Source organism: Amycolatopsis sp. TRM77291 (assembly GCF_054166285.1).
Window position 1 is genome coordinate 7932972 of the sequence record NZ_JBSZHF010000001.1, and the last position, 23549, is coordinate 7956520.

21 protein-coding genes are annotated in these 23549 nt (G+C 68.7%); 15 read left to right on the plus strand and 6 right to left on the minus strand.

Features of this window, described 5'->3' with window-relative positions; all coding sequences use genetic code 11:
- Position 1: 1 nt before the first annotated feature.
- Positions 2-1423 carry a benzoyl-CoA 2,3-epoxidase subunit BoxB gene (gene boxB / locus ACXIZN_RS37185; protein ID WP_457959526.1) on the plus strand — a complete coding sequence of 474 codons (1422 nt, stop codon included), beginning with the start codon at positions 2-4 and terminating at the stop codon, positions 1421-1423.
- Between the two features lie 17 nt (positions 1424-1440).
- Positions 1441-3039 carry a benzoate-CoA ligase family protein gene (locus ACXIZN_RS37190; RefSeq protein ID WP_457959527.1) on the plus strand — a complete coding sequence of 533 codons (1599 nt, stop codon included), beginning with the start codon at positions 1441-1443 and terminating at the stop codon, positions 3037-3039.
- 54 nt (positions 3040-3093) lie between these two features.
- Here the strand turns inward: ACXIZN_RS37190 and ACXIZN_RS37195 are convergent, their stop codons facing one another.
- Entirely contained in the window at positions 3094-3555 is a 462-nt protein-coding gene (locus ACXIZN_RS37195) for a MarR family winged helix-turn-helix transcriptional regulator (RefSeq protein WP_457959528.1), read from the minus strand.
- Between the two features lie 99 nt (positions 3556-3654).
- On the opposite strand from ACXIZN_RS37195, the gene ACXIZN_RS37200 reads away from it, so the two are divergent.
- Genes ACXIZN_RS37200 through ACXIZN_RS37215 form a run of 4 tightly spaced genes read left to right on the plus strand, consistent with a single transcriptional unit; the run spans position 3655 to position 6796 of the window.
- Positions 3655-4614: a ring-cleaving dioxygenase gene (locus ACXIZN_RS37200; protein ID WP_457959529.1), complete on the plus strand. Its 960-nt coding sequence runs from the start codon at positions 3655-3657 to the stop codon at positions 4612-4614.
- Positions 4611-5243, plus strand: coding sequence for an alpha/beta hydrolase (locus tag ACXIZN_RS37205; protein WP_457959530.1), 633 nt, complete (start codon positions 4611-4613; stop codon positions 5241-5243). The genes ACXIZN_RS37200 and ACXIZN_RS37205 overlap by 4 nt, the downstream gene beginning before the upstream one ends.
- A gap of 9 nt (positions 5244-5252) precedes the next feature.
- A complete protein-coding gene (locus ACXIZN_RS37210; protein WP_457959531.1) occupies positions 5253-6401 on the plus strand; it encodes a dipeptidase in 1149 nt (382 codons plus the stop codon).
- A gap of 38 nt (positions 6402-6439) precedes the next feature.
- Entirely contained in the window at positions 6440-6796 is a 357-nt protein-coding gene (locus tag ACXIZN_RS37215; RefSeq protein ID WP_457959532.1) for a lipopolysaccharide assembly protein LapA domain-containing protein, read from the plus strand.
- Here the strand turns inward: ACXIZN_RS37215 and ACXIZN_RS37220 are convergent.
- Positions 6784-7713, minus strand: a complete 930-nt coding sequence (locus ACXIZN_RS37220) for an AraC family transcriptional regulator (RefSeq protein ID WP_457959533.1) — start codon at positions 7711-7713, stop codon at positions 6784-6786. The two genes, ACXIZN_RS37215 and ACXIZN_RS37220, sit on opposite strands and share 13 nt — an antisense overlap.
- Positions 7714-7795: 82 nt before the next feature.
- Between ACXIZN_RS37220 and ACXIZN_RS37225 the strand changes: the two genes are divergently transcribed.
- A complete protein-coding gene (locus ACXIZN_RS37225; RefSeq protein WP_457959534.1) occupies positions 7796-8194 on the plus strand; it encodes a pyridoxamine 5'-phosphate oxidase family protein in 399 nt (132 codons plus the stop codon).
- Here the strand turns inward: ACXIZN_RS37225 and ACXIZN_RS37230 are convergent.
- Complete coding sequence (locus ACXIZN_RS37230; protein WP_457959535.1) at positions 8175-9026, minus strand: maleylpyruvate isomerase family mycothiol-dependent enzyme; 852 nt, start codon at positions 9024-9026, stop codon at positions 8175-8177. The genes ACXIZN_RS37225 and ACXIZN_RS37230 overlap by 20 nt on opposite strands.
- A gap of 80 nt (positions 9027-9106) precedes the next feature.
- Here ACXIZN_RS37230 and ACXIZN_RS37235 point away from each other — a divergent pair, with 80 nt between their 5' ends.
- The 8 genes from ACXIZN_RS37235 (at position 9107) to ACXIZN_RS37270 (ending at position 20939) form a co-directional block, all read left to right on the plus strand.
- A complete protein-coding gene (locus ACXIZN_RS37235; protein WP_457959536.1) occupies positions 9107-9889 on the plus strand; it encodes an Abi-alpha family protein in 783 nt (260 codons plus the stop codon).
- Positions 9890-9896: 7 nt separating this feature from the next.
- Positions 9897-11141: a DUF445 domain-containing protein gene (locus ACXIZN_RS37240; protein WP_457959537.1), complete on the plus strand. Its 1245-nt coding sequence runs from the start codon at positions 9897-9899 to the stop codon at positions 11139-11141.
- Positions 11142-11292: 151 nt separating this feature from the next.
- Positions 11293-14265 (plus strand): patatin-like protein, encoded by a 2973-nt coding sequence (locus ACXIZN_RS37245; RefSeq protein WP_457959538.1) that lies wholly within the window; start codon positions 11293-11295, stop codon positions 14263-14265.
- Between the two features lie 223 nt (positions 14266-14488).
- Positions 14489-14980 (plus strand): diaminobutyrate acetyltransferase, encoded by a 492-nt coding sequence (gene ectA / locus ACXIZN_RS37250; RefSeq protein ID WP_192743858.1) that lies wholly within the window; start codon positions 14489-14491, stop codon positions 14978-14980.
- Between the two features lie 38 nt (positions 14981-15018).
- Complete coding sequence (gene ectB / locus ACXIZN_RS37255) at positions 15019-16269, plus strand: diaminobutyrate--2-oxoglutarate transaminase (RefSeq protein WP_457959539.1); 1251 nt, start codon at positions 15019-15021, stop codon at positions 16267-16269.
- 44 nt (positions 16270-16313) lie between these two features.
- Positions 16314-16703: an ectoine synthase gene (locus ACXIZN_RS37260; protein WP_007033454.1), complete on the plus strand. Its 390-nt coding sequence runs from the start codon at positions 16314-16316 to the stop codon at positions 16701-16703.
- A gap of 24 nt (positions 16704-16727) precedes the next feature.
- Complete coding sequence (gene thpD, locus ACXIZN_RS37265) at positions 16728-17627, plus strand: ectoine hydroxylase (RefSeq protein ID WP_457959540.1); 900 nt, start codon at positions 16728-16730, stop codon at positions 17625-17627.
- 522 nt (positions 17628-18149) lie between these two features.
- Entirely contained in the window at positions 18150-20939 is a 2790-nt protein-coding gene (locus ACXIZN_RS37270) for a BTAD domain-containing putative transcriptional regulator (RefSeq protein ID WP_457959541.1), read from the plus strand.
- Between the two features lie 349 nt (positions 20940-21288).
- Here ACXIZN_RS37270 and ACXIZN_RS37275 read toward each other — a convergent pair whose 3' ends face one another.
- From ACXIZN_RS37275 to ACXIZN_RS37285, 3 genes are all read right to left on the minus strand, one after another.
- Positions 21289-21939: a DUF4190 domain-containing protein gene (locus ACXIZN_RS37275; protein WP_457959542.1), complete on the minus strand. Its 651-nt coding sequence runs from the start codon at positions 21937-21939 to the stop codon at positions 21289-21291.
- A gap of 161 nt (positions 21940-22100) precedes the next feature.
- Positions 22101-22985, minus strand: coding sequence for a hypothetical protein (locus ACXIZN_RS37280; protein WP_457959543.1), 885 nt, complete (start codon positions 22983-22985; stop codon positions 22101-22103).
- A complete protein-coding gene (locus ACXIZN_RS37285; protein WP_126730318.1) occupies positions 22982-23458 on the minus strand; it encodes a DUF6932 family protein in 477 nt (158 codons plus the stop codon). Before ACXIZN_RS37285 ends, ACXIZN_RS37280 begins: the two co-directional genes overlap by 4 nt.
- Between the last annotated feature and the right edge of the window lie 91 nt (positions 23459-23549).

Consider the following 23549-nt stretch of genomic DNA (forward strand, 5'->3'; position numbering starts at 1 on the left):
CATGCCCACCAAGATCGATTACGACGCCAAGATCCCCAACAACGTCGACCTCTCCGGCGATCGGCGCCTCCAGCGGGCGCTGGAGGGCTGGCAGCCGAAATTCCTGGACTGGTGGGGCGAAATGGGCCCCGCGCTGCGGACGCAAGGGGTCTACCTGCGCACCGCGGTCAGCGTCGGCCGGGACGGCTGGGCGCATTTCGACCACGTCGACGTGCCCGACTACCGATGGGGGATCTTCCTCGCGGAGCCGGATCCGGACCGGGTCATCGGCTTCGGCGAGCACAAGGGCGAGCCCGCCTGGCAGCAGGTGCCCGGCGAATACCGTGCCGATCTGCAGCGGCTCATCGTGATCCAGGGCGACACCGAACCGGCGTCGGTCGAACAGCAGAAACTGCTCGGCCTCACCGCGCCGAGCCTCTACGACCTGCGGAACCTCTTCCAGGTCAACGTCGAAGAAGGCCGACATCTGTGGGCGATGGTGTATCTGCTGCACGCCTACTTCGGCCGCGAAGGCCGGGACGAAGCGGAAGGATTGCTGCTCCGGAACTCCGGAAGCCCGGACGCGCCCCGCATCCTCGGCGCCTTCAACGAGGAGACCGCGGATTGGCTCGCGTTCTACATGTTCACCTATTTCACCGATCGCGATGGCAAATATCAGCTCGGCACCCTCAAGGAAAGCGGCTTCGACCCGCTTTCCCGCACTTGTGAATTCATGCTCAAGGAAGAGGCGCACCACATGTTCGTCGGCACGACGGGGGTCGACCGCGTGGTCACCCGCAGTGCCGAACTGATCCGCGAGCACGACACCTTCGACATCGCCGGGCACGGCGGGATCCCGCTGGACGTCATCCAGCGTTACCTCAACTTCCACTACACCGTCTCGCTCGACCTGTTCGGTGGCGAGACGTCGACCAACGCGGCGAACTACTACACCGCCGGGCTGAAAGGCCGCTGGCAGGAGGCCCGCCGCAAGGACGACCACAAGCTCACCGACGCCGCCGGATCGCTGTCCCGGCCGAGGGCCGACGGCACCTGGAAGACCGAGGAACTCGCGGCCATCCTGCTGCTGAACCTCGACCTGCGCGAGGAGTACCGCGCCGACTGCCAGACCGGCGTCAACCGCTGGAACAAGATCCTGGAGGAGGCGGGCGTCGACTTCCGATTCGTCCTCCCGCACCCTGGATTCAATCGCGAAGTCGGCATAAACTCCGGCCACCATGTGACGCCCGACGGCACCGTTGTCGACGAGCGGACCTGGCTGGCCGGCAAACGCAAGTGGCTGCCCACTCCCGAAGACCTGTCCTTCGTCCGATCGCTGATGCACCCGGTGTACGAGCGAGGAAAGATCGCGAGCTGGGTGGCGCCGCCACGCCAGGGCATCAATGGGAAACCGTTCGACTACGAATACGTTTACCTGAGCTGAGCGATAGAGGTGCGCCCGTGACCGCTGCTGCTACCGGGTTCAACGCGGCGAGCTACCTGCTCGACCGGCATCTGGCGGAAGGGCACGGGGCGAAGGACGCCGTCGTTTCCCCGAGGCGGAGCCTCACGTACGCGGAGCTGGCGGCCGAAAGCCACCGGGTCGCGGCGGGGCTGAAGGCGATCGGCGTCCGCCCGGAGGAGCGGGTCCTGTTCTGCATGGTCGACGACGTCGAACTGCTCACCGGGATCCTCGGCGCGATGCTGGCCGGAGCTGTCGCGGTGCCGGTGTCCACCATGGTCACCGGGCTGGACCTCGGCAAACTGCTCGCCGATTCGCGGGCGAGGGTGCTGTGTGTTTCGGGCGAGTTCGCCGCGCAGGCGACGGTCGCGCTGGGGCTGGCGCCGGAGGTCACCGACGTCGTGCTGGACAGGGCCAAGGTGGCCGAACTGCCGCCCGGCGTCCGCGCGCACGAGTGGGGCGATCTGTCCACAGTGGACGAAGCTGGTTTCCGGCCGGCGCCGACCTGGGAGGATTCGCCCGCGCTCTGGCTGTACACGTCGGGAACGACGGGCAAGCCGAAGGGTGCGATGCATCGGCACGCGAGCATCCGCGCGGTCTGCGAGACGTACGCGCGCGGCGTCCTGGACATCGGGCCGAACGACCGGTTCCTGTCCGTCCCGAAGCTGTTCTTCGCTTACGGCCTGGGGAATTCGGCCTTCTTCCCGCTCGCGGCGGGCGGGACGACCCTGCTCGAACCGGCGCGGCCGACCCCGGGGCTGATCGCCGCCAGGGTCCGCGCGGAGCGGCCGACGTTGTTCTTCGCCGTCCCGACGTTCTACGCCGCGCTGCTCGCCAGCGACATCCCCGACGACACGTTCTCCTCGGTGCGCCAAGCGGTTTCGGCGGGCGAGCCGCTGCCCGCCGTGCTGTACGAACGGTTCCGCGACCGCTTCGGCGTCGAGATCCTGGACGGGATCGGCTCGACCGAGGCGTTGCACATCTTCCTGACGAACCGGCCGCGGCAGGTCCGGCCTGGCAGCACCGGGGTGCCGGTGCCGGGCTACGAGATCGCGCTGCGCGACGAACAGGGCGAGCCGGTGCCGGACGGGCAGCCCGGTGAACTGTTCGTCGCCGGGCCGTCGATCGCGACGGGGTACTGGGCGCGGTACGAGACGACGAAGCACGTCTTCCAGGGCGAATGGCTGCGGACGGGCGACAGCTTCGTGCGCAACGCCGACGGGAGCTACACCTGCCTCGGACGCTTCAACGACATGCTGAAACCGGGCGGGATCTGGGTGTCGCCCGCCGAGGTCGAGGACAGGCTGCTGCAGCATCCGGCGGTCGCCGAGGTCGCGGTGGTGGCCGCCTTCGACGCCGACGGTATCGAGAAACCGGTCGCGTGCGTGGTCGGCGTGCCCGGCGGCAGGCTGGACGCGGACGAGCTGATCGAGTTCTGCCGGGCCGGGCTGGCGTCGTTCAAACGGCCGCGGAGCATCGTCGAGCTGGGCGAACTGCCGAAGACGGCGACAGGGAAGATCCGCCGCAACGTGATCCGGGAGCTGGTGCGGGACATGTACGAGGTCCAGACCCCCGCCCCGCCGCATTTGGTCCTCTGAATGCGGTCCATGTGCACGCAAGTACCGCATCCAGAGGACTGAACGCGGTAGGTGTCAAGCGCCGTTGACGGTGCGCAGCGTCCGCATGGCCTCGGCCAGGTCGTGCGCGCCGTCCCCGAGCGGGGTCAGGACGATGCGCCGCAGGATCTCGGCACACGCTTCCCTCGCCTTCTCGGCGACGTCGAGACCGTGGGCGGTGAGTGCCGCGAACGTGACGCGGCGGTCGTCCGGGCTGGGCACGCGGCAGATCAGGTCCGCGGCGACCAGCCGGTCCGCGACCTTGGTGAACCCGCCACTCGACAGCGCCGCCTCGACGGCCAGCCGAGTCATCGGCATCCGGTGCTCCGGCGACCGCACGAGCCGCAGCAGGATGTCGAACGACGCCGGCGCGAGGCCGAACCGTTCGGCGATCTCGCCCATCAGCTTGTTCTGGGTGGCCAGGTAGCCCTCGATCACCAGGCCCCACCACGTGACCACTTCGTCGTCGTCCGGTTCCTCCGGTTTCGCCACTGTCACGCGAGCGAGGGTACACCAAGAACTCTTCCTGGAATATATCTTGCGCGCGAGAGGTTATCGGGCTAGCTTGAGTTCACCGGCTCCCAGAGGAGGGGCACCATGTCGATCAAGACTTCGGGCCTGCACCACGTCACCGCCATCGGTGGCGACCCCCAGCGCAACGCGGACTTCTACACCCGGGCACTCGGCCTGCGGCTGGTGAAGACCACCGTGAACTTCGACGACCCCGGCACGTACCACCTCTACTACGGCGACGAGTCCGGCAAGCCGGGCTCGCTCATGACGTTCTTCCCGTGGCGTGACGCGCCGAAGGGCCGTCACGGCACCGGCCAGGCGACCACGACGTCGTTCTCCGTGCCGGAGTCCTCGCTCGGCTGGTGGAAGCGGCACCTCGCCGAGAACCGCGTCGAGACCAGCCAGCTCCGCAACGCCGACGGCGAGGAGACGCTCACCTTCCTCGACCCGGACGGCCTCGAACTCGCGCTCGTCGCGCATCCGCAGGGCGACCCGCGTGACCCGTGGGACACGAAACTGGTCCCCGCCGAGCACGCCATCCGCGGACTGCACTCCGTCACGCTTTCGGTGTCCAAAGAGGACGCGACCGCCGGGATGCTGGCCGACGGCCTCGGTCTGACCTTCGTCCACCAGGACGGCAACCGCCTGCGGTTCTCCGCCGGTGAGGGCGGCCCCGGTGCGCTCGTCGACGTCCTCGTCACACCGGACGCCCCGCGCGGGCTGGTGGCGGCGGGCACCGTGCACCACGTCGCCTGGCGCGCGCCGGACGAGGACACCCAGGCCGCCTGGCGCGACGAGCTGATCGACGACGGCGTGAACGTGACGTCCATTTTGGACCGTCAGTACTTCCGCTCGATCTACTTCCGCGAGCCGGGCGGCACGCTGCTCGAGGTCGCCACCGACGAACCCGGTTTCGCGATCGACGAGCCGTTGCTGGAGCTCGGCCGCGCGCTGAAGCTGCCGCCGTGGCTGGAGCCCAAACGCGAGGACATCGAGGCCATGCTGCCGAAGCTGGACCTGCCGAGCGAGAACAACCCGCGATGAGCGCCTTGGAGCACAAGTACGTCGAAGGGGCGGCCGACGAGCCGGTGCTGCTGCTCCTGCACGGCACCGGCGGCGGCCCGGACGATCTCGTGCCGCTCGCCCGGCAGCTGAGCCCGGCGTCGGCGCTGCTCGCGCCGGCCGGGCCGGTGTCGGAACACGGTGCGGCGCGGTGGTTCCGCAGGCTGGCGGAAGGCGTTTTCGACCACGAGGACGTCGTCTTCCGCGCGAACCAGCTGGCCGATTTCGTGCTCGCCTCGCGGGCGGAGTACGGCCTCGGTGACCGGCGGCTGGTCGCCATCGGGTTCTCCAACGGCGCCAATATCGCCGCCGCGGTGTCCCTGCTCCGCCCGGACGCCGTCAAGGAGGCGGCTCTGTTCGCGGCGATGTCGCCGGTGCCTTCCCCGCCGCGGAACGACCTGTCCGGAACGAGGGTCTTCCTGTCGAACGGCGAGCACGATCCGATGGCGCCGCTGGCTTCGGCGGACACGCTCGTCCGTGACCTGCGCGAACGCGGCGCGGACGTCGTCGCCCACCGGCATCCCGGCGGGCACCAGGTCACCGGCAACGGTTTGGTAGCGGCCGCGGGGTGGCTCAACCCATGGCGGGGAGAGCAAAGCACGCGAACGTAGCATCGGCCGATGACTAACGGGGACCTCGTCCGCGCCCAGGCCCTGCTCGACAGGGTCCTCCTCGCGGACGGGCACAACGATCTGCCATGGGAGCTGCGGGTCACGACCGGGCCGGATCCGGTCGAGGCCGTGGCCGGTACGGATCTCACGGTCCGTCAGCCGCATCTGCACACCGACTTCCCGAAGCTCGCCGAAGGCAGGCTCGGGATGCAGTTCTGGTCCGTCTACGTGCCCTGCCAGTTCGAGGGACACAGCGCGGTGACGGCGGTGCTCGAACAGATCGAGGTCGTGCACCAGATGGCCGAGCGCTACCCCGATCGCCTGACCCTCGTGGACACGGCCGACGAGGCGGAAAGCGCTTTCCGCGACGGCAAGATCGCGTCGCTGCTCGGCGCCGAGGGCGGCCACAGCATCGCCGAATCCCTTGGCGTGCTGAGGATCCTGCGCCGCCTCGGCGTCCGCTACATGACGCTGACGCACAACTACAACACCACCTGGGCCGACTCCGGCACCGACGAACCCGAGCACGGCGGGCTCACCGAATTCGGCCGCGACGTCGTCCGCGAGATGAACAAGATCGGCATGCTGGTCGACCTCTCGCACGTCGCGCCGAGCACGATGCGGGCCGCGCTGGAGGTCAGTTCCGCGCCGGTGATCTTCAGCCACTCGTCCTGCACCGCGGTCAACGACCATCCCCGCAACATCCCCGACGACGTCCTGGAGACGTTGGCGGCCAAGGACGGCGTCGCGATGGTGACGTTCGTGCCGGGCTTCATCTCGCCGAAGGTCGCCGAGTGGGACGACCAGCTGCGCCAGGACATGGAAGCCGCGGGCAAGGACTACCGGAACATCGACCAGCGCACGAAGTTCACCGCCGAACGAGGCGGTCCCGAGAAGCCGAAGGCGGGTATCGACGACGTCGTCGCGCACATCGAGCACGCGCGCGAAGTGGCCGGGGTCGACCACATCGGACTCGGCGGCGACTACGACGGAGTCGCGACCCTGCCCGAAGGTCTCGAAGACGTCTCCAAGTACCCGGTGCTCTTCGCCGCCCTTCTGGAACGCGGCTGGAGTGAAGAGGACTGCGCGAAGCTGGCCGGGAAGAACACCTTGCGCGTGCTGCGCGCGGCGGACGAGGTCACCCGTTCGGACGCTTGAGAGCGCGATCAAGCCCGCTTCGGCGGACACTGTCCAGCATGACGCAGCCGGAGGAGGGCGCCGCCCAGGTTCCCGTCACGCCGTCCGACACCGCGGGCGGCGCACGCCACAGCGGTAAATTCGAAGCCGGCCCGAAACTCAAACGGACGCGGGTGAGCGGCACCTGGATCGCCGTCATCGTGGCGTTGATCGTGCTGGTGTTCCTGCTCGTGTTCATCCTGCAGAACCAGGACACGGCCACCGTGCACTTCCTCGGCATGTCCGGAAGCATGCCGCTGGCGGTCGCGATGCTGTTCTCCGTGATCGCCGGTGGCGTGCTGGTCGCGCTCGTCGGCGGTGCCCGGATCCTGCAGTTGCGCAAGCAGGCCAAGAAGTCACGGCATCAGCTGCGCTGAGGGACCCCGCGCCGGAACTCGCTCGGGTTGACGCCCCGCACGCGTTTGAACGCCGCGCTGAACCCGAACGCGTCGGAATAGCCGACGGTGCGGGCGATGTCGGAGATGGTCGCGGGCTCCGGACCGGCGAGGAGATCCGCCGCGAGGGTCATCCGCCAGCGGGTGAGGTAGGTCAGCGGCGGTTCGCCGACCAGGTCGGCGAACCGTTTGGCCAGCGTCGACCGGGACACCCCGGTCCGCCCGGCCAGCGTGCCGACGGTCCACGGTGCCGCCGGTTCCGCGTGCAGCAGGCGCAGGGCGTCGCCGACCACGGGATCCCGCTGCGCTGCCCACCACGCCGGGGGCTCTCCGCCCGGCCGCTCGAACCACTCGCGCAGGGAACAGACCAGCAGCCAGTCCAGCAGCCGGTCGAGGACCACCTGCTGCCCCGGCGCGTCGACGGCGACCTCGGCGGCGAGGTGCTCCAGCACGGGGTCGCCCGCGCCGCCGGAGTCCACGCGCAGCACGACGGGCAGCGCGTCCAGCAGCGGGCGGCCGATCTCGCCGCGCACCGGGTACGCGCCGACGATCAAGGTCGTCTCGCCGCCCGGGTCGTCGACCCAGCCCAGCCGGTGCCGGGTCCCGCCCTGCTCGGGCGTCGCGCAGTCCTCTCCGCACGCGATCGGCTCGGCCGGGGTGCCGACCTCGTCGACGAAGGTGAACGTCGCGGGGCCGCGCACGATGACCGACTCGCCCGCGCGAAGCGGCTCGGGCGGGCCGTCCTCCGGGACGATCCAGCCCGCGCCGGTGAGCACCGCGCACAGGGTCAGCGGCGCGCCGTCCACGAAGTGCAGATTCCACGGCGGGGAAAGGGTCGAACTGCCGAACAACGAACCGTGGGAGCGCACCCCGCGGATCAGGTCACTGAACACGTCCACCAGGCCGAGGTTAGACGAATACACAGGCGATCCGGTCTTTCACCTATGGGATCGTCCGAATCCGCCGTGTTGAATCGAGCTCATGCTGACTTCTGACGACCTCGAATTCCTCCGCAGGCCGCTGCACGGGTTCCTGACCGTGGCCGACGGCGCGGTCCGGCCGGTGTGGTTCGAGGCCGACGGCGACGGCACGATCCAGCTCTTCACGCCCCGCGACTCACCCAAGGTGCGGCGGCTGAAGGACGACCCCCGCGCGTCGATCATCGTGGCCGCGCCGGTGGGCGAACGCGAGCGCTGGGTCTCCGTCTCCGGCGGCGTCACGGTCGAGCCCGACGGGGCGCACGAACTGGCCGCCCGGCTCGGCGCGCGTTACTGGGACCTCGACGACCCCGCCCACGCGGGCGAGCTCGCCGGGATCCAGACCCTCGACCTCGTGCGGCTCGTCATCCGGCCGGAGAAGGTCAGCCGTTACTCGATGTGATGATCGACGTCATCCCGAACAGGGCGGCGCAAACGTTTTCGTCGCCCTCGGCGGTGACGCGGCCGCGGTCCGCCGGATTCCGGGTGCAGAGCCGCCAGAAGGTGTCCGCGTCCGTCGTCACCGAGGCCAGCGGCGCGCGTGACGTCGGCGCGGCCCGGTCGAGTTCCCAGCCGTCGGCGGTCCGCCGCGCCGTCCACTTCCCGCCACCCTGACCGGTGACGGTGTAGGCGACCTGCCTGCCGGTGCGCGCGTCGACGTCACGCAGGGTGTGCGGCAGCGCCCGCATGAAGGTGTCCACCACCGGACCGCGGAACTCCGCCTCGTCCAGCATCCGCGCGCCGACCGCTTCGCGGATCTGCTGCTGATGCACCCAGAACTCGGTGTACTCGCGGGCGACGTCGAGCCAGACCGGCGCGGGCTCGTCCCCGGCCCAGCTCACCGGCTCGCCGATGGCGTCGAGGTCGGCACGGCCCCACATCTCGGCGATCTGCGAGGTGCTGTCCACCAGCATCGCGAACAGCACTTCGGGGGACAGCCGACGGCACGCGACGACCCATTCGTCGTTGATCCGGTCGATGAAGTCGCCGAAGCGTTCGCCCTCACGCGGTGCCGTCGTCCGGTAGTCGTCGCGGTCGCGGGACAGCCTGCCGAGTTTGTCGCCGAGGATGTGGGCGGCGAGATCGTGCACCGTCCAGCCCGTGCACACCGTCGGCGCGGCCCACTGATCCGCGTCGAGTCCCGTCAGCACGTCGAGCAGGGCTTGCTCCTCCCGCGCGAACAGCGGGAGGACGTCGATCGGCGGACCCCAGCGCGTGAAGCTCATGGTGACCATCCAAACACCCAGGTCCATCACATTTTCGGCCATTCGGCCTACTCGCAGGTAGCATCAGCGCGAACGCGAGGGGAGTGCCCGTGAGCAACGATCGACCCGCCGGTGAAGACCTGGCCGCTTTCGCCAAACGAGCGGGACAGCTGGCGGGCTGGGCCGCGCGCACGGGCTTCGAGTTCACCCGCAAACTCCCCGGTGTCGAGATCGCCGAACAGATCGTCAAACAGGGCGAGCGGCAGCTGCTTTCGGAGCTGCGCCGCCGTCTCGACGAGGTCGACGACCCGTACCACGCGGCGCTCACCGCCGCGTCCGCGATGAACCGGCCCGACACCAACGGTTCGCGGCCGGTCGAGGCGACCATCACCCTCGTGCACACCCGCGCCCAGCTCGAACCGCTGCGCGCGGCGATGGCGGAACTGCTCAACCACTCCATCGGCTTCGGCCGCGAGCGGGCCCGCGAATACCTCTACGCGATCATCCTGCGGCAACTCACCCCGGACGAGGCCCGCATCCTTTCCGCGCTCTCCGACGGCTCGCCGTTCCCGGCCGTCGACGTCGCCGAGCGGACCAGCCTCGGTGCGGCCGGCCGGTTCGTGCTCCGCAACGCTTCCACCGTCGGCAAGGCCGCCGGGGTGTCGCTGACGGACCAGGTGCCCGGCTACCTCACCAGGCTGATCGGGCTCGGCCTGGTCGAGCTGGACGAAGAGGTGCCCGCGCTGGAGACGCAGTACGAGATCCTGCTGACCGACGAGACCGTCCGCGAGGCGGAGAAGTCGGTCAAACGGGCGAAGTTCGTGAAGCGCACGGTCCATATTTCCCGCCTCGGCGCCCAGTTCTGGCAGGCCTGCGACCCGAGCGCCGGCTGACCCCGGCATGGGCGCGTTCCTCGACGGCATCCTCGCCGATTTCGCCCAGCACTGGCCGATCTACGTCTCGATCCCGATCGTCGCCGCCCTGATCGGCTACACCACCAAACTCGTCGCGATCCGGATGATGTTCCAGCCGGTCGAGTTCGTCGGTATCAAACCCTTCCTCGGCTGGCAGGGCATCGTGCCCAAACGCGCCGCCCGGATGGCGAGCATCGCCTGCGACACGATGACCGAGCAGCTGATCAAACCGGCCGAGGTCGTCGCCCGGCTCGATCCGCAGAGAATCGCCAAGGAGATCGAAAAACCGCTCCAGGCGGCCGTCGAGGACATCGTGCGCGATGTCGCCGCCCACTATCAGCCGGGGCTTTGGGAATCCCTGCCGGTGGGCATGCAGCGGCTGGTGATCCAGCGCGTCCAGGCCGAGACGCCGCGGATGGTCGCGGCCGTGCTGGAGCTGATCAAGTCCGATGTGGACAGTGTGTTCGACCTCAAGGGCATGGTGGTCACCGCACTGGTCAAGGACAAACGGCTGCTGAACCGGATCTTCCAGGAGGCGGGCGACAAGGAGTTCAAGTTCATCGCCCGCTCCGGCATCTTCTTCGGCGGGCTCATCGGGATCATCCAGATGGTCGCGTGGGTGCTGTTCAAGTTCCCGCTGATCATGCCGCTGTTCGGGCTTTTCACCGGCTGGTTCACCGACTGGCTCGCGCTGCGGATGATCTTCTACCCGATCGAGGAACGCCGGTACTTCGGTGTGCGCTGGCAGGGACTGTTCCTGAAGCGGCGCGGTGAGGTCGCGGAGGCGTACGGCGCGCTGATCGCGAAGGAGATCATCACCCCGCACAACGTGATCGAGGCGGTGCTGCACGGCCCGCTGTCGGACCGCGTGCTCGGGCTGATCCAGCGCCAGCTCGACGAGCAGCTCGGGCGCCGCGTCGGCGTCGGGAAACCGCTGGTCGTGTTCGCCGTCGGCAGCAAGCGGTATCAGGACATGAAGCTGAACATCGCCGAGAAGATCATGGACAAGCTGCCGGACACCATGCGGTACATCGAGGACTACGCGACCGACGCGATGGACATCCGGAACGTGCTGGTGACGAAGATGAAGGAGCTTTCGCCGCGCGAGTTCGAGGGCCTGCTGCGGCCGGCCTTCCAGCAGGACGAATGGATACTGATCGCGACCGGTGCCGTCCTGGGTTTCGCCGTCGGCGAGGCGCAGGTCTTGCTGCTGGAGCACTTCGCCGCCTGACTCCCCGCATTTCGTCCTCTGGATGCGGTAGTTGCACGCGCAAGGACCGCATCCAGAGGACGAAACGCGCGGATGGCTGCCTCATCGGCGGTACCCGGGATCCTCCGTCCGGTCTAGAGTGCCCCTGCACAAAGCCTTGGGGAGGGCGCACATGGCCGACGCGGGAAGCCCGTGGCCGCAGGAGATCCGGCTTGCGATGACCATGGTGGGCGGGGCGAGCCTCGCGGTCTGGATGGGCGGGGTCGCCACCGAGACCTCGCATCTGTTGCAGGCGTCGAGAACGCCGGAATCGAAAAGCCCGTACCGGGCCTTGCTCGATCTGCTCAACGCCACGGTTTCGCTCGACGTGCTGACCGGCACGAGCGCCGGCGGGATCAACGCGGCGTGCCTCGGGCTGGCCGAGGCGTTCCGGTCGAGCCCGCAGGTGCTGCGCGACACGTGGATCAGCACGGGCTCGCTCGACAACCTGATCCGTGACCCCGGCGAGAAGGAACCGCGTTCGCTGCTCGACGGCGACAAGGTGCTGCTCGGCGATCTCAAGGACGCGTTGCACCGGATCACCGACAACGCGACGGTGAAACCCGACTGTCCCGACATCACCGTGCTGCTCACCGGCACGATGATCGACGGCGAGACGACGAGGTTCGACGACGCGCTCGGAAACCTGGTGCGGGACACCGAACACCGCCTCTTGTTCCGCTTCGACGCTCCTTTGTGGACGGACGACGTGGTCGGCCCGCTCGCGCTCGCCGCGCGGTCCACCGCGTCGTTCCCCGGCGCGTTCGAGCTCTCCCGGATGCCGATCGGCGAGAAGACCGGCCCGCTGCATCCGGATATGACCAAGTACACCGACGTCACCCGTTCGCATTGGCTCACCGACGGCGGGGTGCTGCTGAACAAGCCGTTGCGCCCGGCGTTGCGGGAGATCTTCGAGCGGCAGTCCCATTCGGACGTCCGGCGGCTGCTGCTGTACGTGGTGCCGACGGCGGAACGCGAAGCCGAGCGGGTCGCGGTCGATCCGGAGCGGCCCCCGCTGCTGGGCAGCGCGCTCAGCAAGGTCGTCGGCACCGTGCTGAGCCAGACGATCAGCGCCGAGCTGGAGGACCTGACCAGGCACAACGACGCCGTCGTCCGCACCAGGGGAACCCGCGTTTCCCTTGCCGCGATGGGGGTTCGCGGCGGCCCGGACTCGCTGGTCGACCAGCGCCTGATGAACGACTACCGCGACCGGCGGGTGCAGGAGGACGCCACCGCGCTGGTCCGTGAGGCGACCCGCAGGCTCTCACTGTCCGATGTGGAGGATCAGGACCGTCAGTGGGCGTCCGGCACGGCGGCGCAGCTGCGCGCGGCCGCGGCGGCCGGGCTGCGGGACGGCCTGCCCACCGAGCCGCCGAAGGACGGCTGCGAACTCGCGGACCTGGTCGCCTTCCGCACCACCGCGCTCGACGATTCGGTGGCCACCGGACTGCAACTGGTGAACGCGGGTTTCCGGCTCGATCCGGCGCCGGAACAGGCGGTGCAGCTCAACCGCTGCCGCGTGCTGTTGCACGAAGCGCGGCACAAGGCCGCGCGGGGCAAGCGGCTCGCGGGCTGGGTCACCGAACAGGAGCCGCCCGCCTCCGACGTCACATTGGCGGCCTGGATCGAAGGCCTCGCCAAGGAATGGGCCGCGCTCGGCCGTTCGGACACGCTGAAGGAGGCGTGGCCGCTCGTCGTCGCCGCCCTCCGGCAGGCCACACCGATCCTTTTGCCGCTGGCACAGGCGAAACCCGACACCGAAGCCGCCGACACGGTCAGCACGCTGCTGGCCTGGACCGGGCTCACTTCGGACGACGAAAGCGCCGGCGATCCCATCGTCACCTCGCGGCTCGTGCGCCTGCACATCGCGACCCGGGGACTGCTCGCGCAGCCGCCCTCGGTCGACCAGCGGGTCGATCTCGTCCAGGTGAGCGCGGATTCGCGGACGCTGCTGGACATGAAGCGGCGCCGTTCGTGGGACAAGCTCACCGGGATGCAGGCCGACTACTTCGGTGCGTTCTACAAGGCGTCCTGGCGGGCGAACGACTGGATGTGGGGCCGCGTCGACGGCGCGGGCTGGCTAGTGCAGTGCCTGCTGGACCCGAAACGGCTGCGCCTGTTGCGCGACGTCGTCGGACGGGAGGCGTTCCGGACGCAGGTGCGGGACACCTTCAAGGAGATCGGCTGGCGGCAGCCCGGCACGGAAGACGGGCTGTCACAAGAGGAAGCGGACGCCCTGCGGGCGCAATTGGCCGGGGAACTGGCTTTCCTCGGCCTGGACGGCGAACTGGCCGATGTGGAGGGAGAAGCAGGCCTTCCGGTCAGCATGCCGGTGACGGCGATGGTGCTCGCCAGGGTGCGGCAGCTGGAGATCGCGCGCGAGGAGCTGCCGTGTGTCGGCCTCCACTGCGGACACGACGCGAAAACGGCCAAGGGGAACGGAAAACCGTCGGAACGGTTCAGGAGACTCGTCGAGAACGAACCCGAAACCGACGAGCAGACCCAGCGCGCGTTCCAGGCGTGCCAGGTCTCCGGCGAACGGTTCGAGCACGAACGCGGGACGATGCTCCTGACGAAGACGCTGGTCAAGGCCGGTGCCGCCGGGCTCAACGCGGCCGCCGGGGCGACCAGGGTGCCGAAATCGGTCCAGCCCGCCGCCACCTTCGCCAAGGCCGCCGGGCGCAGCGCGTGGTGGATCACGCGCGGGGCGGCCACCCTGCCGTCGCCGTGGAACGTGCTCGCCGCGCTGATCACCGTGCTGGCCGGGTTCGTCCTCGGTGGACAAGGCGGTCCCGTCCTGCAGTGGGTCGGCGTGCCGGTGGCCGCGGGCGCCATCGTGTTCCTGGCGGTGAGCCTGATGACGTTGCGCAAGACGTGGCGGATGGTGCTCACGGTGCTCGGTGTGCTGGTGGTGGCGGCCCTGCTGTTCGCCGCGTTCCTGCCACCGGTGCGCGACCCGCTGTTCGGCTGGCTCGGCGACGTCGTCGCGGGCTGGCGGCGCGGCGAGGCGCCGGTCTGGTGGCTGGTCGTCTGCCTGCTGCTCGTCCTGCCCGCCATCTGGACGCCGCTCGGTTCGCTCGTGGGTCGCAAGCGGCGTCGTGAATAGCGGAATCGGATGCCGAATAGTGCCCTGAGCCTGCGACGAAGCGGTAACGGTTGGTATCGTCACATGCAGTGAGACCGCAGCGGAGCGGCCTTACCCACAAGTGCTGCGCTTCAAACGTTACCGTTACCTTTGTCACGTGTGTTTCAGGGTTGTTGCAGGTAGCCGCGTTGCCGCCGCCGCGCTGATCTGACCGCGCCCGAATCCTCCGGTACGTTTCTTGGACATGTCCGGAAAGCACTTGATCGAAAATCCGACCAAGGCAGACGGTGCCGCGCTCTGGAGAATCGCCCGCGATTCGAAGAAGCTCGATCTCAACACGCCTTACGCCTATTTGCTGTGGTGCCACGATTTCGCCGACACGTCGGTGGTCGCGAAAGTCGACGGCACGCCGGTCGGCTTCGTGATCGGGTACCGCAAGCAGGACGTCGGCTTCGTCTGGCAGGTCGCGGTCGACGCGTCCCAGCGAGGAAAAGGCCTGGCCGGAGCTCTGCTCGACGAGCTGTTCGGCCGGCTGACCGCCCAGGGCGTCCGGTACCTCGAAACGACGATCACCCCGGACAACGAGGCTTCGATCCGGTTGTTCGCCTCGTTCGCCAAGCGGTGGAACGCCACCGTGGAACGCCAGGATCTGTTCTCCGCGACGGATTTCCCGGCCGAGGAAGGAACGCATGAGCAGGAGGACCTGTACCGAATCGGTCCGCTCAGCAGTCAATAGAACGTAAATCCGGGGATCTCAGGGAGAAAGAAAACGTCATGAGCATTTTCGAGGAACTCGAATCCGAGGTGCGCAGCTACAGCCGCGGCTGGCCCGTCGTGTTCGACAGGGCGCAGGGGAGCTACCTCTACGACGAGGACGGCAAGCCCTATCTCGACTTCTTCGCCGGCGCCGGCGCGCTCAACTACGGGCACAACAACCCGGCGCTCAAGCGGGCACTGATCGACTACATCGCGCGTGACGGCGTGACGCACGCGCTCGACATGTTCACCGTCGCCAAGCGGGACTTCCTCCAGACCCTGCAGGAGAAGATCCTCAAGCCGCGGGATCTGGACTACAAGGTCGTCTTCCCCGGCCCCGGTGGCGCCAACGCGGTCGAGGCCGCGCTGAAGCTCGCCCGCAAGGTGACCGGCAAGGAATCGGTCATCAACTTCACCAACGCCTTCCACGGGATGACGCTGGGCGCCCTCTCGGTGACCGGTAACTCGATGAAGCGCGGCGGCGCGGGTGTCCCGCTGGTGCACGCCACCCCGATGCCGTACGACAACTACTTCGACGGCTCCATCCCGGACTTCCTCTACTTCGAGAAGCTGCTCGAAGACTCCGGCAGCGGCCTGAACGAGCCCGCCGCCGTGATCGTCGAGGGCGTGCAGGGCGAGGGCGGGATCAACGCCGCGCGCGTCGAGTGGCTCAAGGCGCTGGACGACCTGTGCAAGAAGCACGGCATCCTGCTGATCCTCGACGACGTCCAGATGGGCTGCGGCCGCACCGGCCCGTTCTTCAGCTTCGAGGACGCGGGCATCAAGCCCGACATCGTCTGCCTCTCGAAGTCCATCGGCGGCTACGGCATCCCGATGGCGCTGACGCTGATCCGCCCGGACCTCGACGTCTGGGAGCCGGGTGAGCACAACGGCACCTTCCGCGGCATCAGCCCGGCGTTCGTCACCGCGACCGAGGCGCTGCGCGTCTACTGGAGCGACGACGAGCTGGAGAAGTCCACCAAGGCCAAGGGCGAGCGCATCGCCGCCGCCTTCCAGGGCATCGTCGAGGCGTACCCGGACGCGAACCTGTTCGCGAAGGGCCGCGGCCTGGCCCGGGGCATCGAGTTCGCCAACGGCGACCTCGCGGGCAAGGTCTGCGCCGCCGCGTTCGAGCGCGGGCTGCTGATGGAGACCTCCGGCCCCGACGGCGAGGTCATGAAGGTCCTTCCGCCGCTCACCCTGACCGACGACGAGCTCACGAAGGGGCTCGCGATCATCGACGAAGCCGTCGCAACAGTCCTCAACTGACCTGAACCGACCGCCCTCAACCAGGAACGAGAAGGAGTTTTCCGTTGCTTGTCAGAACACTCGACGAGGTCACCGACACCGACGCCGACATCAAGACCCCGAACTGGCGCAGCAAGCGCATCGTGCTGGCCAAGGAGGGCGTCGGTTTCTCGGTGCACGAGACCACGCTGTACGCCGGGACGGTCAACGACTTCTGGTACGCGAACCACATCGAAGCGGTGTTCATCACCTCTGGTGAGGGTGAGCTCGAAAACACCGCGACCGGCGAGGTCTTCCAGCTGAAGCCGGGCACGTTGTACCTGCTCAACGACCACGACAAGCACCAGGTCCGGCCCAAGACCGAGATCAAGTGCGTCTGCGTGTTCAACCCGCCCATCACCGGCCGTGAGGTCCACGACGAAAACGGCGTGTACCCGCTCGTCACCGAACCCTAGAAATCGCTCGAGGAGGCGACTGCATTGACGCTGACCGACACCCGAGTCGACGACAGTTACCCGACCCGCATCACGGGTAAGCCCGAACACCTGTCCAGGACGCACCCCACCGTCTGGGGCACCGAGGCCGACGGTCCCTTGGACGCGGCCACGCTCGCCAACCACGAAACGCGTGGTTACACCGTCGTCGACCAGTTGCTGTCGCCGGGCGAGGTCCAGACCTACTGGCAGGAACTCGTCAGGATGTCGTCGGGGGACCACCGCGACGACGAACGCGTGATCACCGAGGCCAAGACCGGTGAAGTCCGCTCGATCTTCGACGTCCACGAGACCAGCGAGCTGATCGCGGAACTCGTCCGCGACCCGCGCGTGCTCGACCGGGCCCGGCAGATCCTCGGCTCCGAGGTCTACATCCACCAGAGCCGCGTGAACTACATGCCCGGCTTCAAGGGCACCGGGTTCTACTGGCACTCGGACTTCGAGACCTGGCACGCCGAGGACGGCATGCCGGTGCCGCGCGCGGTCAGCTGCTCCATCGCGCTCACCGACAACTACCCGTTCAACGGCGGGCTGATGGTGATGCCGGGTTCGCAGCGGACCTTCGTCCAGTGCGCCGGGGAAACCCCGGAGGACAACTACAAGAGTTCGCTGAAAGAGCAGCGGGTCGGCGTCCCGAGCGAGGCGGACATCACCGCGCTCGCCGCCGAATACGGGATCGACCAGTTCACCGGGCAGGCCGGTTCCGCGCTCTGGTTCGACTCGAACGTGATGCACGGTTCCTCGAACAACATCACGCCGTACCCGAGGTCGAACATCTTCCTCGTGTTCAACAGCGTCGAAAACGCGCTGCGGGAGCCGTACGCCGCGATCGAACCGCGTCCGGCGTTCATCGCGGGCCGCGACTCGACCCCGCTGTCGCGCTGACGGAACCGCAGGTCGCGAAGGCCATGATGGGGCGCTTGTAGCCGTCGGTGTGCGCCCTGTTACGTTGTCGCCACGTGAGCGGGCCAGTGGGCTCGCTCACGTAGGTGTTGTCGACGACCGAACGGGTTCTTCGCTCGGGGTGAGCCCACCCGGACGGACGTGGACGCCGATGTCCGATGTGGGTCGCGCCCCCAGGCGGCCCAAGTCGGACATCCCCCGGCTCCGTGCCATCAGATCGGGACTGATAGCACGGAGCCTTTTTCGTCTCCGGGCCACGCCGAGCCCGGCCCCCCCGCGGAATCGAAGTCCACAGTGGACGAATGATGCCCGCTTAGGCGCCTTTGTCCGGATCGGCCGGGTCGTGAAGGCCTCCTTCCCTACCCTGAAAGTAGGGGCCTCCTTCCCTACCCTGAAAGTAGGGAAGGAGGCCTTCACGACCTCGAGTGTCCTGGTTGGCGGGCTCTCCGCGCGGTAGGTTGGCTGTTCCGGTAAGGGGAGAGATCGGAGGGAGGGGGGCTTGTCATGGCCGAAAGCGGTTCCCCTGCCCGCTTCCAGCTCCTCGGTCCCGTGCGCCTCCTCGACGGCGATCGGCCGGTCCCCGTCGGCGGTCCCGGCGTCCGCGGCCTGCTCGCGCTGCTGGCGCTGAAGGTCAACAAGGTCGTCGCGCTCGACGAGATCATCGACGCGCTGTGGGGGCACGATCCGCCGGCCACGGCCCGCACGATCGTCCACGGCAACGTCTCGCATCTGCGCCGCGTGCTCCGGGGCATCCAGGGCGGCCATCCGGACGGCGCCCGGATCCTGACCGCGCCGCCCGGCTATCAGCTGACCGTGGATCCCGAGCGGATCGACGTCCATCGTGCCCGTTCCCTGCTGGAGCGGGCTTCGGCGGAAGAGCCGGAGAAGGCGTCCGCGCTGCTCACCGAGGCTCTCGCGCTCTGGCAGGGGCCCGCGCTCGCCGGTGTGCCGGGGTCGGTCCGGGCGCCCGAACTGGAGGATCTGCGGCTCGCCGTCCACGGCGCCAGGGTCGACGCGGACCTCGAACTCGGCAGGCACGCGGAACTGATCGTCGAGCTCAGCCCGCTCGTCCGGGCGAATCCGCTCGCCGAGCGCACGGCGGGGCAGCTGATGCGCGCGCTCTACCACGCCGGCCGCCGCGGAGACGCGCTCGAGCTCTATCGCACGGTGTCCCGGGCGACCCTGCGCACCCTAGGCGTCGAACCCGGCGCGGATCTGCGCTGGCTGCACGAACGCGTCCTCAACGACGACCTGCCGGTCAAGGTCGTCGCGGAACCGAAGGCCGAGGCGGCGCCCGTCCAGCAACTGCCGCCCGCGGTGCCGAACCTCGCCGGGCGCGAGGCCGACCTGGCCTGGCTCGACGAACTCGCCGAGCGGGCCGAAGCGGGTGAGACCGCGGTCGGCGTGGTCACCGGGACGGCCGGGATCGGCAAGAGCAGCCTGGTGGTGTGGTGGGCGCATCGGGCAGGCCGCCGCTTCCCCGACGGCATCCTTTTCGCCTCGCTGCGGGGTTTCGACCCGCATCATCCGCCGCTGGAGCCCGCCGACCTGCTCACCCAGTTCCTGCTCGGGCTCGGCGTCCCGGCCGAGGGCGTCCCGGAACAGGTCCACGAACGCGTCGCCCTCTACCGCTCGATGATCGCCGGGCGCCGGATGCTGGTCATCCTCGACAACGCCCGGAGCGCCGAGCAGGTCCGGCCGTTGCTGCCGCCCGGCTCGCGGTCGATGACGCTGGTGACCAGCCGTTCCCGGCTCGACGGGCTCGCCGTGTCCAACGCGGCCAAACTGCGGGTGCTCGGCACCCTCGCGCCCGGCGACGCCGTCCGGCTGATCGAGGAACTCGCCGGGCCCGCCGGTTTCGACCTCAACCACGCGCTCGCCCGGCTCTGCGGTTATCTCCCGCTGGCGCTGCGGATCGCGGGTGCCCGGCTCGCCGCGAGCGCGCAGTGGTCCGCGCAGGATCTGGTCGACGAACTCGGCAACGAACGGACGAGGCTGGCCGCCCTCGACGTCGAGGGCCCGGACGACGGTGTCCGCGCGGCGTTCGACGTCTCGTTCCGGGGGCTGCCGCCCGAGGTCGCGGACACGTTCCTGCGGCTCGGCGTGGTCCAGTGCGTTTCGGCCGGTTCGCATCTGACGGCGGCGATCGGCGGGATCACCGTCGCCGAGGCGCGGCGGCATCTGCGGGTGCTCGCCGCGCACAACCTGCTCGCCGAAACCGGCCGCGATTCGTTCGTCCCGCACGATCTCGTCCGCCTTTTCCTCCGCGAGCTGGCGGAGAACGAACTCGACGAAGCCGACCGCGAAGACGTCCTGTCGCGGTCGGTGCGGTTCTATCGGGCCGTCGCCGACCGGGCCCGGCGGAAGATGCTGCGGATCGTCGACCCGCTCGACTTCACCGGGGAGCTGACCGACGCGCAGACGCCGCCGATCGGTTCCTTCGACGAGGCGCAGGACTGGTTCACCGCGGAATGGGAGAACCTGATCGAGGTACTCGAAGCCGCCCGCGCCGCCGGACGCCACGACGACGTCTGGCGGCTGGCCAGGGTCGCGCACACCTATCGCGCGGTGTACCCGCTGCTGGACGAGTGGACGCGGCTGGTCGAGATCGGCCTGGAGGCCGCCGAGCGATCCGGTGACGTCCTCGGCCGGTGCTGGATGCTGATCTCCCGCTGCGCCATCGCCCTCACCTTCGAACTGCCGCAGGGCTGCCTCGCCGACGCGGAACGCGCGCTGGAACTCGCGACCGCGATCGGCGACGACCGGCTGACGATCTCCGCGAACATCCACCTCGGCTCCGCGCTGACCTTGCTGGGGCGGCACGACGAGGCGATCAGGACGCTGCGGCGCGTGGTCGAGGAGACCGAGCGGACCGGCGATCTCGAATTGCGCGGGCAGGCGCTCAACAACTGCGCCGAGGCCGAAAAGCGGGCGGGGCGGTTCATCGAGGCGATCGGCCATCAGATCGCCTCGCTGGAGATCGACCGCACGCTCGGGGACGAGAGCTACGTCGTCGTCTCGCTGAACAACCTGGCCGAATTGAGCCTGCGGATCGGCGAGCTCGCCGCGGCCGAGCGGTACGTGTGGGAAGCGGTGGACCTGACGATCAGCAGACGGTTCGTCCTGCAGGAGGGCGTCCTGCGGCTGACGCTGGGCAGGGTGCTGCGGGCCGGGTCGGATGTGGACGGTGCCCGCGAACAATTCGCGCTCGCGCTGAAAATCCTCGCGGACGCCAATCCCAAGCTCGCCGCGCTGGTCCGTGCGGAACTCACCGACCTCGGCGAAAGTCCGTGAGTGATCCTTAGCGGATTCTTAGTGGCCTCGCCGCACACGCGCGTAGGGTCCGGTTCAGTGTCGATCGAGCCCTAGGGGAGGGGCACGCGCTAGTGATCGACGCTCGGGCGGGCCCGTTCGCGGGTCCCGTCCGAAGAGCCGCCAGGAGCGGCTCGTGGCGGTCCGGCCGGTGGAGGTGGGGGCGATACCGGCCGGCCGCCAGGCGGCACCCCCGCGTTTCGTCCTCTGGACGCGGTCGTTGCACGCGCAAGGACCGCATTCAGAGGACGAAACGCAGGCCCGCGTTTCGTCCTCTGGACGCGGTCGTTGCACGCGCAAGGACCGCATTCAGAGGACGAAACGCAGGGGGTCAGCCGGTGCCGGCGGTGCACAGGGCGATGGTCTGGCCCTTGTTCTCCGCCACCTTCTTGCCGTTGACCAGGATCGTGCAGGCGATCTGGTTGCTGACCGACGAGTTCCGGGTGTCCGCGGTGACGGTCAGCAGGTAGTCGCCCGAGTTGAAGGACGCCGTGCCGCGCCATTCGTCGGTGCTGGCCGGGGCCGTCTCGGTCCGCTGGTCGTTGAGCGAGCCGTACCGGATGGTCGCACCGCCGGAAGCGCTGACGACGAACTCGACGGTGTTCTTGTCCCCGGCGACCGCCGGGACGTGCAGCCCCGACTCACCGGTCGCGAAGAAACTGGTGTAGACCAGTAACCCGCCGGCGGCCAGCAGTCCGGTGATCGAAAGCGCGAGCCCCGCGATCCCCATTCCCTTCTTGTCCGCTTCACCCTTCTTGATTTTGGTCAAACCGATCACGGAAAGAATCAATCCGATCACGGCGAGCGGCCAGGCGGCGATCCCGGCGACCGGGACGAAGGCGACCCCGAGCGCCGCCAAGCCGATCAGGAAACCCGCGATGACCACGCCGTTCTTGGGTTTGCGGTGCCGGGTTCCGTGCGCGGCGAACCCAGGGCCGTAGCGGGTGGCAGGCGGGTGCGGGAGAGGTGGATCGGTCGGCATACATGCCCTTTCGGAGGCTTCCGTCCGAAGACGTTAACCCATCGTTCGGGGCAATGGCCGAAATTGTTACCTGCCGGAAAAAGTCATCATTCAACGATGATCAAGCGGTCACCGACATTTTCTGACGAGAATTGTGGCATCGCCGAATGTCGGAAACCCGATCACTGATCGAACAGGTTGACTTCCGGCGTGATCTCCAGCAGTTCGTGCACCGGGCGGCCGCGGCGGCCGTCGATGGTCGTGGTGCGCACGACGCGCAGCCGCGCGGTCACCGGCCGGTCCAGGTTCTCCTTGATCTCGTCGAGCAGATCCGGCGCGACCGCGCCCTGGATCGTGCCGCCCGACTCGCGTTCGAGATAGAAGATCCGGCGCCGCGTGCGGACGCCGTCCAGCCTGCCGCTGACCGTCTCGTAGCCGACGGCTTCCCGCGACTCGCGCAGGCTCCCGGACAGGATCCTCGCCTGCTCGGTGGTCATGCTGCGGGTCAGTTCGTCGCCGGACGTCGGGGTCAGCGCCATGCCGATCCCGGCGTGCTTGCTGACCGCGTTGACGATGTCGCTGACCGCGTTGCGGACGGTGTCGCGCTGCAGCAGCACCGCGTCCAGCGCGCCGTCGTCGGAACCGTTGGCTGGCAGGAAGTCGCACAGTTCCTTGACCGCGCGTTCGGACAGCGACTCGATCCCGTCGTGGATGAGCGCGTCGTCGAGCGCCGGCTCCGGGAAGCCGAAGAAGATCGCGTTGCCCGCCTGGCCGCGCTGGATCAGCGGGGCCTTCTCGCGGTCCGCGGGCTGGACGAAGGTGACCTCGCCCGACGGGTTCCGGATGATGTGCCCGATCTTCGCCGTCGCGTCCTGCAGCGCGCGGCTGATGTCGGAGAACGTGTACGCGTCCAGATGCGACTCGCCGATCACGGAGACGCGAAGCAGCGGCGAACGCGACGTCCGCTCGAACTTGGCGTACGCGGCCATCGCCGACGCGCGGGCGAGGTCGTCGAGCCAGGTGCCGCCGGGGATCTCGTCGGCGATACGCCGGAATTCGTTCCTCACCAGATCACTTCCGGAATTCCCCTGCCACCCGATGCCCACACTTCTTCCCAGATCTCCTCGTCGCCGGGGCGGCAGAGGAAACCGTCGAGCATGCCGCCGACGGGCTGGACCTGGTCCAGGTACATGGCGGGCTGGCCGACGATGACCCCGCGCAGGGTCAGCAGCCCGTACAGCGCCGAGCGGCCCGCGTCGTCGAGCCGTTTGAGCGCGCCCCATTCGTCCGGGATCAGCACCACGTCGAGCCCGCGCGGCGCGTGCGGGGTCCTGGCGGTCAGATCCCCGCCGATCCACGCGCGGCCGGTCGGCATGATCCGCCGGGCGACCCCGAGGTAACTGTTCAGCGCGCTGAACAGGATTTCACGGTCGTTCTGGTGCGGCGCGTCGAAGACCAGCCGCTCGTAGACATCGGCCAGATCGGCGGGATGGCGGCCAGGAGGCAGCAGGTTGTGCGGCGTCCAATAGGGGAGCGCCAATCGGAGCCTCCTTCGTGTGCCGGAGCTCCCGATCGAAGAAACGTACCCGGCGTCCCGCTCACAGTGCGTAGCCGAATTTACCAGGCGAGTG

Coding starts and splice junctions, on each gene's coding strand:
- ACXIZN_RS37200 (WP_457959529.1), top strand. CDS start 3,655: ATGTCGATCAAGACTTCGGGCCTGCACCACGTCACCGCCATCGGTGGC.
- ectB (WP_457959539.1), top strand. CDS start 15,019: ATGAGCATTTTCGAGGAACTCGAATCCGAGGTGCGCAGCTACAGCCGC.
- ACXIZN_RS37215 (WP_457959532.1), top strand. CDS start 6,440: ATGACGCAGCCGGAGGAGGGCGCCGCCCAGGTTCCCGTCACGCCGTCC.
- ACXIZN_RS37270 (WP_457959541.1), top strand. CDS start 18,150: ATGGCCGAAAGCGGTTCCCCTGCCCGCTTCCAGCTCCTCGGTCCCGTG.
- ACXIZN_RS37210 (WP_457959531.1), top strand. CDS start 5,253: ATGACTAACGGGGACCTCGTCCGCGCCCAGGCCCTGCTCGACAGGGTC.
- boxB (WP_457959526.1), top strand. CDS start 2: ATGCCCACCAAGATCGATTACGACGCCAAGATCCCCAACAACGTCGAC.
- ACXIZN_RS37240 (WP_457959537.1), top strand. CDS start 9,897: ATGGGCGCGTTCCTCGACGGCATCCTCGCCGATTTCGCCCAGCACTGG.
- ACXIZN_RS37245 (WP_457959538.1), top strand. CDS start 11,293: ATGGCCGACGCGGGAAGCCCGTGGCCGCAGGAGATCCGGCTTGCGATG.
- ectA (WP_192743858.1), top strand. CDS start 14,489: ATGTCCGGAAAGCACTTGATCGAAAATCCGACCAAGGCAGACGGTGCC.
- ACXIZN_RS37230 (WP_457959535.1), bottom strand. CDS start 9,026: ATGGTCACCATGAGCTTCACGCGCTGGGGTCCGCCGATCGACGTCCTC.
- ACXIZN_RS37205 (WP_457959530.1), top strand. CDS start 4,611: ATGAGCGCCTTGGAGCACAAGTACGTCGAAGGGGCGGCCGACGAGCCG.
- ACXIZN_RS37275 (WP_457959542.1), bottom strand. CDS start 21,939: ATGCCGACCGATCCACCTCTCCCGCACCCGCCTGCCACCCGCTACGGC.
- ACXIZN_RS37225 (WP_457959534.1), top strand. CDS start 7,796: ATGCTGACTTCTGACGACCTCGAATTCCTCCGCAGGCCGCTGCACGGG.